This window comes from Clostridioides sp. ES-S-0054-01 (assembly GCA_021561035.1).
Lineage (GTDB): Bacteria > Bacillota > Clostridia > Peptostreptococcales > Peptostreptococcaceae > Clostridioides.
On sequence record CP067346.1, the window covers coordinates 3,592,942 to 3,605,770 of the forward strand.

A 12,829-nucleotide genomic window follows, 5' to 3' on the forward strand; every position below is an offset into this window, starting at 1 on the left:
TAATAAGCTAATTATCCAAATTCAAATAATCTGATATATCATAAAAATAAATATTAAAAATTGTGTATATCCCATTTTCTGAGCATACCTCAATATCATGACCTAAATTGTCTATCATTTTTTTTACAAAATATAGCCCCATTCCAGTAGACTTATACAACTGATTTCTTCCATTGGTTCCTGTAAAGCCTTTGTCAAAAACTCTAGCTATATCTTCTTCATTTATACCTATACCAAAATCCTTTATAGATAATACTACTCCATTTTCTAACTTTTTTGAATCAAATTCAATTTTACCAATTTCCTTTGAATATTTTATAGCATTATTAACAATTTGGTCTAAAATATATGACATACATTTAGAATCTGTATAAACGTCATAGTCTAATTTATTTAAACTAACCTCAATATTATTTTTTATAAGTAAAAATGAGTTATTTTTTATAGACATTTTTATCAATTTTTCTAAATTAAATTTGTTTATAAATACATCTTCAAACATAGTATTACTTCTACTACTGTATAAGATAGAATTTACTAAAAAATTTATTTTGGCAACCTGATTCTTAATATCTATACTATCTTCTATACTGCTTAACCTATCTGTAATTATACTTAAAGAAGATATTGGAATTTTTATTTCATGAACCCACTTAGCTATATACTCGTCTAATTCTTTTAATGATTGTCTATAAATTTCTATATCATTATTACTTTTTGTTTTTAAATTCTCTATAATAGCTCTTATTAAAATTTCTTCAAAAGATTGTCCATCAATTAAATGACTATCTATTTCATCACTATTTTCTAGACAATTATATAAATTTTTATAAATATTTCTAAAGTTTATATAATCCACAACAAAAAATACTATTATTATAAATAGTACTAAAAAATCTAAGTACATTAGGTCTTCATATTTATCTCTAAATATATCTATGGCAAGTAAGTAAATGTTTATTATACTAATGATAATAAAAAAAAGTACAATATATTTGAATCTGCTTTTTAAATATTTTACTATCATTGTATTATATATCCTATTCCCTTCTTAGTTTTTATAAAATCATTAAAACCTAACTCTTTAATTTTACTTCTCAATCTATTCATATTTACAGTAAGTGCATTGTCTGTCACAAACTCATCATTATCCCATAGAGTCATCATAAGATTCTCCCTTGATACAACCCTGTTCTTATTTTTCAATAATAATGTTAAAATTTTTATTTCATTTTTAGTCAATTCTATACTTTTATCCTTATACTTATGCTTTATGATTCCTTTTCCTACATCGAACATCAAATCTTCACAATACATAACACTATTAGAGTCACTATAATTGTAAACTCTCCTTATTATACCGTTTATTTTGGTAACCAATATATCTATAGAGAATGGTTTGGTAATATAATCATCTGCTCCATTATTTATGCCCATTATTAAATCCATATCAGAATCCCTTGATGATAAAAATATTATTGGTACATTTGAAATAGTTCTTATTTTTTCGCACCAATAAAAACCATTATATAATGGTAAATTGACATCCAAAAGTACTACGTCTGGTTTTTTATCTATAAATTCATCTAAAACTACCTCAAAGTCATCAATTAATTCTACTTTAAACCCCCATCTCTCAAGTGCCAAAGCAATTTCTTTTGACAAATCAATATCATCTTCTACTAATAAAATTCTATACATTTGTATATTCTCCATTATCTTAATATTTTGCTATTCTATTAATTATTAATATCATAACACATTTTATATAAATTTATTACAAACAAAAAATCACACTGTAGTTATAGCAAATATAAGGTTTATAATCAAGTAGTGCTTGACATAGAAACAATTATACCCTAAGATGATTCAGTAAGATTACTTTACACAATTAGTTGAAACTTCACTCTAAAATTAAAAATTTAATTAATACTATTTTATGATAAAAACTCACTCAAGATATAATATCAATAAATTCTATGAAACAAACAAGAGACTCTTTATCTGAATCAAATAATATTACTTTTGTACATAGAAAAAAAGAAAAACTGATGTTGATGCAACTTTTATGCATTTTAAATAAAATCCTATGAAAAACGGACAATTAAAGCCTGCTTCTAATATTCAAATTGATGTTTAAAGTGAGTATAAAGTATGGATTATGATTCAAAATCTGATATATACACTTGTTCTAATGTGAGGAAGCTGAAACCAATGTATATTAAAATATAGAATAAGTAAGAATGGTTATCCTTGCAAAGTATAAGTTTATGACTAAAATTAGTATTTTTTAATCAGAATGAATCGCTCTATTCACGTTGAAGAAATCTTCAACTTCACAAAAAAAGATTAGGAAAATATTTATTCAAAGCAGGCGATTTAAGTTAATTTTTTTATTAAATTACATAACCTTATTTTCTTATGACTATTTTTAGAAATAATACTCTCAATAAAAAAACATTAGAAGAAACATGCATTGAATTCAGCTAAACATAAAAAATTAAAGGAGGTAATCTCAGAAATAATTTTAAAAATCGTTTTTGAGACACCCTCCTTTTTTTAATTATCTATTCTAGTTAATTGAGATTCCTGCACTTGCATATCCAGCTACAGTATTAACTAATGAAAGACCTGAAGCTGTTGCAGTAAATACTAGTAAAAATCTAGTTTGTGCTGTCACTGGTATATTTAATCCTGTTACTATTCCAGTAGAAACTGAACCAATTGATAATACCCCTGTAAGTGGTGGAGCTAGTGTAACTGTTGCTCCTGGAACAGCTGTAAATAAGTTATTTGGTGTAGTTGATTCATAAAGTGTTGCTGTAATTGTAATTGTTGAACCAACAAGTGAAAGTGCTACTGTTGTACTAAAGTATGCTGAAATAGATGTTATTGTTCCATCTCTTGGTACTGAGAATGCAAAGTTAGTCAATGTCCCTGCTGGGTTTGTAAGATCTATTGTTCCACCAGCTATACTTACACCTGGAGCTGAACTACCGAATCCAACAAATCCTGGTGTTCCTACCAATCCACCAGCTATAGTTGTAAGTGATAATGGTGTACCTGATGCAAAAGGTATTACTGCACTAGCCCCTGTTGGGCCTGTTGCTCCGGTTACTCCTGTCGCTCCTGCTACTCCATCTGCTCCGGTTGCCCCTGTTGCTCCGGTTGGGCCTGCTACTCCATCTGCTCCGGTTGCCCCTGTTGCTCCGGTTGGGCCTGCTACTCCATCTGCTCCGGTTGCCCCTGTTGCTCCGGTTGGGCCTGCTACTCCATCTGCTCCTGTTGCTCCGGTTGCTCCTGTTGCTCCTGTTGCTCCTGCCACACCATTTGCCCCTGTTGCCCCGGTTGCTCCTGCCGCTCCTGCTCCTCCATCTGCTCCTGTTGCTCCGGTTGCTCCAGTTGGACCTACTAATCCATCTGCTCCTGTATTTCCTGTTGCCCCTGTTGCTCCGGTTGGACCTGCTACTCCATCTGCTCCTGTTGCCCCTGTTGCTCCGGTTGGACCTACTAATCCATCTGCTCCTGTTGCCCCTGTTGCTCCTGTTATTCCTACTCCTGTTGCCCCTGTTGCTCCGGTTGGACCTATTAATCCGGCTGCTCCTGTTGCTCCGGTTGGACCTACTAATCCATCTGCTCCTGTTGCCCCTGTTGCTCCGGTTGGACCTGTTGGGCCTGTTACTCCTGGTAATCCTGTTGCTCCTGTTGCTCCGGTTGGACCTGCTACTCCATCTGCTCCGGTTGGACCTATTGCTCCTGTTGGACCTGTTGCTCCTGTTGTCCCTGTTGCTCCGGTTGGACCTATTAGACCTGTTGCTCCTGTTATTCCTACTCCTGTTGCTCCTGTTGCTCCGGTTGGACCTGTTGCTCCATCTGCTCCGGTTGCTCCGGTTGGACCTGTATTTCCTGTTCCTGTATTTCCTGTTGGGCCTGTTGGTCCCGTTGGGCCTGTTGGACCTGTACTTCCTGTTCCTGTATTTCCTGTTGAGCCTGTTGGTCCCGTTGGACCTGTTGGGCCTGTTGGGCCTGTTGGTCCTGTACTTCCTGTTCCTGTATTTCCTGTTGGGCCTGTTGGTCCCGTTGGACCTGTTGGGCCTGTTGGGCCTGTTGGTCCTGTACTTCCTGTTCCTGTATTTCCTGTTGGGCCTGTTGGTCCCGTTGGACCTGTTGGGCCTGTTGGGCCTGTTGGTCCTGTACTTCCTGTTCCTGTATTTCCTGTTGGGCCTGTTGGTCCCGTTGGACCTGTTGGGCCTGTTGGGCCTGTTGCTCCTACACCTGGACCTGTTGGGCCTGTTGGTCCCGTTGGACCTGTTCTACCTCTTGGACCCATTGGTCCCGTTGGACCTACACATGATGATGGACAACCGTGATGACAATCACAGCTATTATAACTATCGCAACCATTGTTGCAATCATCATATTTGTCATAGCTATTATCGTAATCATTATCATCAAATGGGCCAAAATATTTATTTCTACTCATTATTAAAAGCACCTCCTAATATATTTGAGCTTTTAAGCTCTATATATAATATGTCAAAATTAGTATTATTGTGATTTATCAATTATTTTTAAATTTACTAAAATAATTTTCATTGTACAAAATAGAACTATCATTAGGTTTAATTTCTTTAGCTTTTTCATGACAATAAATAGCTTTATCTATTTCTCCTAATCTGTCATAACAAACGCTCAATTGTATATATGGTAGGTATTCATAACAATCATTCGACTTAAATCCTCCATTAATATCATTTTTATCTCTTGTTAATGCTACCTTATACCAAAAAATGGCGTCTTTATACCTTTGTCTATCAAACATATGTTTTCCTATATCACAGCAAACTTCTGCTCTTGGTTCATCAAATTCAAAACTTCTAAATAAAGAATATAAGGCACTCTTTTCATCATTGATTAAGTAATAACATGTGGCTAAATCTCTGCAAGCACTAATACAATCCTCAAGCCATCCTCTTGAGGAATCTAAAAACTTAGTAAATCCTTCTATTGCTTCTTCATACCTGGCATTATAGTATAGTTCTCTTGAATAATAAAATTGATGTCTTGGCTCCAACACTTTTCCTTCTGAAATCATTTTTTCAAAAATCCTAAGATTTCTTAGAGGTTCCTGCCTATGGAGTTTTTTATGAGATATTGCAATGTCAGAATAAAATATTTCTCCAACAAGAGGTATTACCTCGTGAATAGGGTCAACCCATTTGTAATTAGAACTTCTTTTAAATAATCGTTCTCTATAATATGAGAGAGTTGGTTTACCGTTTTCGTCAAAGGACACATTATATTTTGCCATAACAATATCAATGGAAGTATCTAAGCTTTCCTTAACTTTTAATAATTCTTCCCTATCATTTTCTAAAACCATGTCATCTGCATCGAGCCACATTATATAGTCTTTAGAAGCTTTAGAAAATGAAAAATTTCTTGCAGCAGAGAAATCATCTATCCATTCGAAATCATACACCATGTCTGTATATTTTGAGACTATTTCTTTTGTGGAATCTGTAGAACCAGTATCTACGACTATAATTTCATCTACTATATCTTTTACACACTCTAAACATCTGCCTATAACTTCTTCTTCATTCTTAACAATCATGCACAAACTTATTGTAATCATAATGTACAACTCCTTTGTCTTCTATATATTACAGACATAAGTAATATATGGTATTTCTCTTTAATTTGTTATTGAAATTTCAGAAATTTTTAACGACAAAAAAACAGTATATAACTCTATCTACAATACTTACTTTATAGTTCATTTTTATTTAATTCAGAATTCTAATACTTTGATTTGTTTAATAGATACTTTTGAGCTATCATAATCATAAGAAATTGTTAAATTTATTCATTCATAGTACAAAAAATTAAACTACTTTTTATTGGAGGCAAATTATGAAAAAATACTTTGAAATATTAAAATCTAATGGAGCTGATATTGCTATTTCAATAGACCCTAAAACGATTCTCACAGCAGCATGGACAATTTACAAGTGCCAGTTTGGTTGTAATACATTTGGACATAGCCATTGTTGTCCACCTAATGTACCAACCTATCAACAGACACAAGCAATAATAGATTGTTATGATAAAGCTATTCTATTTAGATGTCATGAAATGAGTATTGTCACTCCTTTAGCTGTCAAACTTGCAAGAGAACTATTTTTAGATGGATATTATAAAGTAATTGCTTTTGGAAGTGGACCTTGCACAATGTGTGCCAAGTGTAACCCTACTACCTGTAATTTTCCTAACAAAACGGTTCCATCAATGGAAGCTTGTGGAATTGACGTATTTGCTACAGTAAGGTCAAATGGATTAGAAATAAATACTTTGCGAAAAAAAGGAGAAATTCAAAATCATTTTGGTTTATTGCTGGTTGATTAAACATGTTAATATCTTATTTTCATTTTAATATTATAAAGTTTGTATTTATAATAAATCTTTGTACAAATATTAACCAATGTACCTATAATTCCAAGAAAAGTTTCTTTTTCTAAAAAAAGGGACTGTCGCATGAGCAAATTAAATTTGTTTATGCGACAGTCCCTTTTTTTATTATCTATATATTATGGATTAGATTGTAAAATTATCTTTCTACTCTTCTTTATTTAGTATATAATCAATGATTTCCATAATCACATCTGTATTTGTTTTCAACTTCATCATCTCCTTTTAAGTATCATAACTTATACAAAAACTTTTTTCTTAATATAAATTGCTATCTTAAATTAGTTAATAGTGACAAAATATCCACAACACAATATTAAGTATTCCAACATAAAAATAATAATAGATATCATTAATATAATACTATTATTAAAATTTCAACTCGATTGCGTCTTATATATAAATCGCTATAGATTCTATCTATGTATCTTGCTTCATATGTACTATTTTACTGAGTATTTTTATACCTTTTTCAGTTTCATCAATACTAAGATGAGCATAACCTAGTATAATTTAATGGTCATATTCTAATGTATTTTTAATTGCATACTGTTGTATAGGATAAACTTTTATATTTTCTTCAAAAACTTTATTAATCAAGCTTTCTGTAAACTTAACATTATAAAAATGAGCAACTATATGAAGACCTGCTACCTCACCTTTTATTTTAAATTCATTTCCAAACTCAGTGTTTAATACTTCAATTAGGTGTTTACGTTTTCTATTATATAGCTTCTTCATTCTAAAAATATACTTCTCTAAGCTTCCATTTCTAATAAATTCAGCCAATACATACTAAAATATTTTTTCTGTATGAACATCAGAGTACATTTTTAAAACTTTATAATTCTCTAGCATATTGTCTGGTAGTAACATAAATCCAATACGAATAGCTGGAGATAATATTTTACTAAAAGAGCCTATATAAATTACTTTATTTGGATTAAGTTCATAAGGAGAACTAATTGGTTGTCCCTCATATCTAAATTCACCGTCATAGTCATCTTCAATTATATAGTAACTATTATCTGTTGCACATTTAATAAGCTCTAACCTTCTTTGAATAGGGTCTTCTACAACTACTTTTTTATTATTTTTATATAAAAGTTGTGAAATTAGAGATAATCTTACTAAGATTATATCATAAAATAAAAAGGAGTCTATATTATGCTAGAAATATCAAGTAAGGTAAAAGAAATTTATCCTAATATTAAATTCGGAGTTATGGTTATAAATATTACATATTCAAATCCTAATAAAGAAAATTTTCTATTCCTTAAAAACTCTATAACTGAAAATATTATTGAACAACACCCAGAGTACAATCGTAAAGAAAAAATTAAAACAGAACCAGTTTCAAGTTATATAAAATATTATAAAAAATTTAAGAAAACTTACCCTGTATTCCTACATCTGGACTCTCTTTTATTAAAAATCAAAAGGTATTCCAGATGTAGGAATAACAGTTGAATCAATGTTTTTAGCAGAATTAAAAAACCTTCTTCTAACAGTAGGGCATGACTTTGATAAGATAGAATTACCTTTGAGAATAGATGTAGCAAATGGTAGTGAACATTTTTATGGGATAGGTGGGAAAGAACAAGTTTTAACAAAGTATGATTTATTTTTATCTGATAACATTGGTATATTATCCAGTATTCTTAATGGACCAGATAATCGAACATCTATAACAAAAGATACTAAAAATATTATGTATTTTGTATATGGAGCTGATAGAATATCAGAAAAACAAATTCAAGACCATCTAAATGATATAAAAGACTATATTTCAAGTGCTTTTTCAGATTTAAAAGTTAGTTCAATAAATATATTTTAGTTAATTCGTAAAACCTTAATGTTTAATAAATATTTTTAAAAAATAAATTAGTGAAGTATATCTTTTATTAAAACTAGATACACTTCACTAAAGTTAATTTCACGTATATATTACTTATTTTGAATTTTACTTACAGTAAATATTTTATGACATTTATTATGTAAATAACCTGATTTCATGACTAAAGAGTTTCATAAAAAACAATTTCACTTAAAGGAACACGAGTTTTTCCGTGTCTCTCTGGGCTTTCTGGTATTTTAGATTCGTATCCTATCAGTAATATATTTATTGGTTCTAGATTATCTGGCAAGCTAAACTCTTCTCTAATTACATCTGGATTAAAATAGCATACCCAGACACTTCCTAATCCAAGTTCAGTTGCCTGTAACATCATGTGGTCAGTAACTATGCTTGTATCAATATCTGTAAGTTGCTTACCATCAAAAGGTCTTGTCCAAACTTTTTCCTTATCTCCACACACAATAATTGCTAATGGTGCATCATATATATTGGCAGCCTTAGAAAGTTTATTCAGACCTTCTTTTTCTTGAATAACAATTAATCTTTGTGGTTGACGATTACCACCAGTTGGAGCTATTCTTGCAACATCTAAAACTTTCTCAAGTTTTTCTTTCTCTACCTTTCTATCCTGATAATTACGACAAGAATATCTTTTTTTTGCAAGTTCAACAAAATTCATTTACTTACCTCCTATCATTTTATTAGGCTAAGTTGATGATTCATTTAACCTATGCTATAATTTTATCACTATAGTTTTATATTACAATAATGCACTTTTTTGTAATATAGTACTTAAAAAGATACTTAAAATATATGAAAGGAGCTTAAAAATGAAAAAATGTTCTAGTGATTATAGTTGTCCAATAGAAGCAACACTTGCATTGATTGGTGGTAAATACAAGACACTTATACTTTGGCATCTTAAAGACACTATATTGAGATTTAATGAACTAAGAAAATTAATTCCTAAAGCAACACCTAAGATGTTAACTCAACAGTTACGTGAATTAGAAGCAGATGGTTTAATTATCAGAGTTGTTTATCCTGTTGTTCCTCCAAAAGTAGAGTATTCACTATCCGATTTTGGAAAGAGTATTATTCCAATTTTAGATTGCATGTGTGAATGGGGTTCTGATTACTTAGAAAATTTATAACTAATTATATTTTTTTCAATTAAAATTTTAGTTTTTTGTAGTTACATCATTTCCTATATCTCTTTAGACTTTTCCACTTTTTGAACAAACATATCCTTTGGAATAGGTTTAGCATATAAATAATCTTGTGCATAATAACAATTAATACTCATTAAAAATTCTGCCTGTTCTATATTTTCAACACCTTCACAAATTACTTCTAGACCCAAGTCATTTGCCATCTCTACTGCTTCACTTATAATCTTACCTTCACCTGTAGAATTTATCAGAGATAAATGCTACATCTGCATCGCTTCTTTCTACTGCATTTACATCCATTTTTTTCAGATTTATAACTTTTAATATTAGCTTTTTTATAACGTTTTTTGATATACTTATCATTAAATTTATCATTGTCCACAACAGCAATATTGTTAAACTTATATGCAGACTATCCATTTCAATATCTTCCAGTGCATTATTAACCTCTTCTAGTAATTAAGCATTTTTACAGTACAATAAAATGGAGATGGAAAAAAATTGAGCAATTACATTTTCGTTTTCAGCAGTTCTTAAACTACTAGTTAATATAGCATATACTTTTCCATTTTTTAATGCATTAGTTCTTTTTGATTTTTGAAATATTTAAATGTGTAATTAAATTCTTTTTCGTACGCAAATCTTTTTAAATTTTCATTTCTGCTATTACTTTCATGTAATCCAATCACTATTTCATTAAAATTTTTATAATCATTTTGTAAATATTTTGAATTTCCACGTTTTACTGTAATACGTGATAATTAAATACATTATAAAAACAATTCTTTTAATTGACACAAACCTGATTTCCCATTTATAAAAAGTTTTTATTGAAATTGATTATTATTATTTTAATAATAATACTTATTTACATCATGTTGCTTAATAATATTATATTCAAAGTATATCTGTTTATATAATCATAAATAAATATATATCCTTACTAATTACTTTAAATGTATACTTCCATGTATAAAATTTATATTTATTTTGTTTCTAGCAATTATATATGTATATTAGCATATTAGCACATCCTTGAAAATTCAACAATAGTATTCAACTGCTTCCACAGGTTATAATATAGAATTTAATTTATTATGTTATCAAAGTGACTATATAAAAATAACTTTTTTGTTGACTATAAACATGTATTATGATAATATGATTTAAGCTATAATTAACAAAATATATTTTAAATAAATAAGATAATAACAAAAGTACAAAGTACAATTTGAGTATAAATAAACTAGAATTAATATTAAGATTAGGATGTGAATAATTATGATTTATATAGAATTAGTTAAACTTGTTAGAAAACTTAACTCTACACAAATGTATACGATGAAGCGTTGTGTAGAGGTTAATCTGGAAGCTTAGAGCTTTCTATCTTCATCGGCAAATAAGGTTAGTATAGTTTTTTAGCTATGCTTATTTAAAATTGCCTATTTGCCGATAGATATATAGATTTTCTGGTCATAGACAACAATGCTTGTCTATGACCTTTTGTTTTTCCAAAAGCAGAGGTCGGCATTTTAGAATGTCTTTCCTCTGCTTTTTTATTTCCATAAATTTTTTAATAAAAGAAAAGGAGTTTGAATTATGAGTTTATTAAAAGTAACTAATTTATCACAAGGTTTTATGGATAAATCACTGTACGAAAAAGCTAACTTTGATTTATTCAAAGGTGAACATATTGGTATAGTTGGTCAAAATGGTGTAGGTAAAAGTACCTTAATTAAAATTTTATTAGGAGAAGTTATTCCAGATGAAGGTGAAATCAAGTGGCAACCTAATATCAAAATAGGTCACTTAGACCAGTATGCAGAAATTAATAGAGATACTACAATATCTCTCTATTTACACACTGCCTTTGAAGAGCTTTATAAAATAGAAAAGGAGATGAATTTGCTATATCAAGAAAGTGCCATATCTGGAAATGAACAGCAACTTATTAAGGCAGCAAATTATCAGGAACAATTAATGGCAAACAACTTCTATTCTATAGATAATGAAGTAAACAAAATAGCAAATGGTCTTGGATTAGATTCAATAGGAATGAATCGTATTGTTGGAGAACTTAGTGGTGGACAAAGAGCAAAAGTAATCTTGGCAAAGTTACTACTTTCTAATCATGAGGTTTTATTACTAGATGAGCCAACAAACTTTTTAGATAAAGAACATGTCGAATGGCTTGCAAGCTATTTAAATACGTTTAGTGGTGCATTTATTGTAGTTTCCCATGATTTTGATTTCCTAGAAAAAATCTCCACAGGTATTTTAGATATAGAGTTTGGAATGATTAAAAAATATCATGGAAAATACTCAGATTTCCTTAAACAAAAATCACACTTAAGAGAGGATTATATTAGAAGATTTCAAGCACAACAAAAGAAAATAGAAAAAGAAGAGACATTTATACGTAAAAACAAAGCTGGAGTAAATTCAAAAATTGCTAGAGGAAGACAAAAACAACTGGATAAAATAGAAAGAATAGCTCCCCCTAGCTTTACAGGAAAACCGTCTATCAAATTCTCAGAAATTGAAATATCTGCTCAAAACGCACTTACAATAACTAATCTTGAGGTCGGTTACTATTATCCTTTACTTCCAAAATTAAATTTTTCTGTTGATGGAGGTCAAAAGGTGGTTATAACTGGATTTAATGGTATCGGTAAGTCCACTTTGTTAAAGACATTAGTTAAAGATATCCCTTGTATTTCTGGAAATTTTCAGTTCTCAGAGCAAGTGAAAGTTGGTTATTATGAACAGGATTTAAAATGGGATAATCCTACTAGAACACCACTTCAAATAGTAGCAGATAAATATCCAAAGTTAAGTACAAAAGAGATTAGACGTTCCTTAGCAAGATGTGGTGTAAAGGAAGAACATGTTTCAAGATGTGTATCCACTCTAAGTGGTGGCGAACAGTCTAAGGTTAAATTATGTTGTATGATGTTATCTCCCTGTAATTTCTTGATTTTAGATGAGCCGACTAACCACTTTGATGCAGAAACAAAAGCGGCTTTACAAAATGCTTTACAACAATTTAAAGGAAGCATCCTCCTAGTTTCTCATGAAGAAAAATTTTACAAAGATTGGATTGACAAAGTATTTAATATAGAAAAACAATTGATGTAAACTCTTATATAAATAGAATATATTATATATTTATAGATAGTACTAATTATTAATGGTTTTGATATTTTAGTCTTTGTTGTATTTAGAAAGTAAATATTTTTCTAGAACATAAATACATTGATAGGCGCTCATAAATGGGCGCCTAAAAGATGTTAAAATCCAGTATAATCAGTCATTTAATCCACACTTT

The 12,829-nt window shown here is 30.1% G+C and carries 10 protein-coding genes and 2 pseudogenes; 4 read left to right on the forward strand and 8 right to left on the reverse strand.

The annotated features are described in order from the left end of the window. Positions 1 to 7 precede the first annotated feature (7 nt). The 4 genes from JJC02_16390 to JJC02_16405 all read right to left on the reverse strand — a co-directional run bounded on the left by JJC02_16390 (position 8) and on the right by JJC02_16405 (position 5,638). On the reverse strand, positions 8 to 1,027 hold the full coding sequence (locus JJC02_16390) for a sensor histidine kinase (GenBank protein UDN54427.1): 1,020 nt from the start codon (positions 1,025 to 1,027) through the stop codon (positions 8 to 10). Beyond that, positions 1,024 to 1,701, reverse strand: a complete 678-nt coding sequence (locus JJC02_16395; protein UDN54428.1) for a response regulator transcription factor — start codon at positions 1,699 to 1,701, stop codon at positions 1,024 to 1,026. Before JJC02_16395 ends, JJC02_16390 begins: the two co-directional genes overlap by 4 nt. Positions 1,702 to 2,572: 871 nt before the next feature. Then, positions 2,573 to 4,495 (reverse strand): spore surface glycoprotein BclB, encoded by a 1,923-nt coding sequence (locus JJC02_16400; protein ID UDN54429.1) that lies wholly within the window; start codon positions 4,493 to 4,495, stop codon positions 2,573 to 2,575. A gap of 66 nt (positions 4,496 to 4,561) precedes the next feature. Beyond that, complete coding sequence (locus JJC02_16405) at positions 4,562 to 5,638, reverse strand: glycosyltransferase (protein UDN54430.1); 1,077 nt, start codon at positions 5,636 to 5,638, stop codon at positions 4,562 to 4,564. A gap of 278 nt (positions 5,639 to 5,916) precedes the next feature. On the opposite strand from JJC02_16405, the gene JJC02_16410 reads away from it, so the two are divergent. Continuing rightward, entirely contained in the window at positions 5,917 to 6,408 is a 492-nt protein-coding gene (locus tag JJC02_16410) for a DUF2284 domain-containing protein (protein ID UDN54431.1), read from the forward strand. Positions 6,409 to 6,891: 483 nt separating this feature from the next. Here the strand turns inward: JJC02_16410 and JJC02_16415 are convergent. Next, positions 6,892 to 7,596: pseudogene (locus JJC02_16415) on the reverse strand (PLP-dependent aminotransferase family protein). 42 nt (positions 7,597 to 7,638) lie between these two features. On the opposite strand from JJC02_16415, the pseudogene JJC02_16420 reads away from it, so the two are divergent. After that, positions 7,639 to 8,308: pseudogene (locus JJC02_16420) on the forward strand (hypothetical protein). Between the two features lie 181 nt (positions 8,309 to 8,489). On the opposite strand, the gene JJC02_16425 reads toward JJC02_16420, so the two are convergent. Continuing rightward, positions 8,490 to 9,008 carry a nitroreductase family protein gene (locus JJC02_16425; GenBank protein ID UDN54432.1) on the reverse strand — a complete coding sequence of 173 codons (519 nt, stop codon included), beginning with the start codon at positions 9,006 to 9,008 and terminating at the stop codon, positions 8,490 to 8,492. Positions 9,009 to 9,159: 151 nt separating this feature from the next. Between JJC02_16425 and JJC02_16430 the strand changes: the two genes are divergently transcribed. After that, positions 9,160 to 9,483, forward strand: coding sequence for a helix-turn-helix transcriptional regulator (locus tag JJC02_16430; GenBank protein ID UDN54433.1), 324 nt, complete (start codon positions 9,160 to 9,162; stop codon positions 9,481 to 9,483). 53 nt (positions 9,484 to 9,536) lie between these two features. On the opposite strand, the gene JJC02_16435 is transcribed toward JJC02_16430, so the two are convergent. After that, positions 9,537 to 9,704 carry an EAL domain-containing protein gene (locus tag JJC02_16435; GenBank protein ID UDN54434.1) on the reverse strand — a complete coding sequence of 56 codons (168 nt, stop codon included), beginning with the start codon at positions 9,702 to 9,704 and terminating at the stop codon, positions 9,537 to 9,539. A gap of 28 nt (positions 9,705 to 9,732) precedes the next feature. Beyond that, entirely contained in the window at positions 9,733 to 9,921 is a 189-nt protein-coding gene (locus tag JJC02_16440; GenBank protein UDN54435.1) for a hypothetical protein, read from the reverse strand. A gap of 1,179 nt (positions 9,922 to 11,100) precedes the next feature. Between JJC02_16440 and JJC02_16445 the strand changes: the two genes are divergently transcribed. Beyond that, positions 11,101 to 12,639, forward strand: a complete 1,539-nt coding sequence (locus JJC02_16445) for an ABC-F family ATP-binding cassette domain-containing protein (GenBank protein ID UDN54436.1) — start codon at positions 11,101 to 11,103, stop codon at positions 12,637 to 12,639. Positions 12,640 to 12,829 lie beyond the last annotated feature (190 nt).

Coding starts and splice junctions, on each gene's coding strand:
- JJC02_16395 (UDN54428.1), bottom strand. CDS start 1,701: ATGTATAGAATTTTATTAGTAGAAGATGATATTGATTTGTCAAAAGAA.
- JJC02_16435 (UDN54434.1), bottom strand. CDS start 9,704: ATGGCAAATGACTTGGGTCTAGAAGTAATTTGTGAAGGTGTTGAAAAT.
- JJC02_16425 (UDN54432.1), bottom strand. CDS start 9,008: ATGAATTTTGTTGAACTTGCAAAAAAAAGATATTCTTGTCGTAATTAT.
- JJC02_16405 (UDN54430.1), bottom strand. CDS start 5,638: ATGATTACAATAAGTTTGTGCATGATTGTTAAGAATGAAGAAGAAGTT.
- JJC02_16440 (UDN54435.1), bottom strand. CDS start 9,921: ATGGATAGTCTGCATATAAGTTTAACAATATTGCTGTTGTGGACAATG.
- JJC02_16390 (UDN54427.1), bottom strand. CDS start 1,027: ATGATAGTAAAATATTTAAAAAGCAGATTCAAATATATTGTACTTTTT.
- JJC02_16410 (UDN54431.1), top strand. CDS start 5,917: ATGAAAAAATACTTTGAAATATTAAAATCTAATGGAGCTGATATTGCT.
- JJC02_16445 (UDN54436.1), top strand. CDS start 11,101: ATGAGTTTATTAAAAGTAACTAATTTATCACAAGGTTTTATGGATAAA.
- JJC02_16430 (UDN54433.1), top strand. CDS start 9,160: ATGAAAAAATGTTCTAGTGATTATAGTTGTCCAATAGAAGCAACACTT.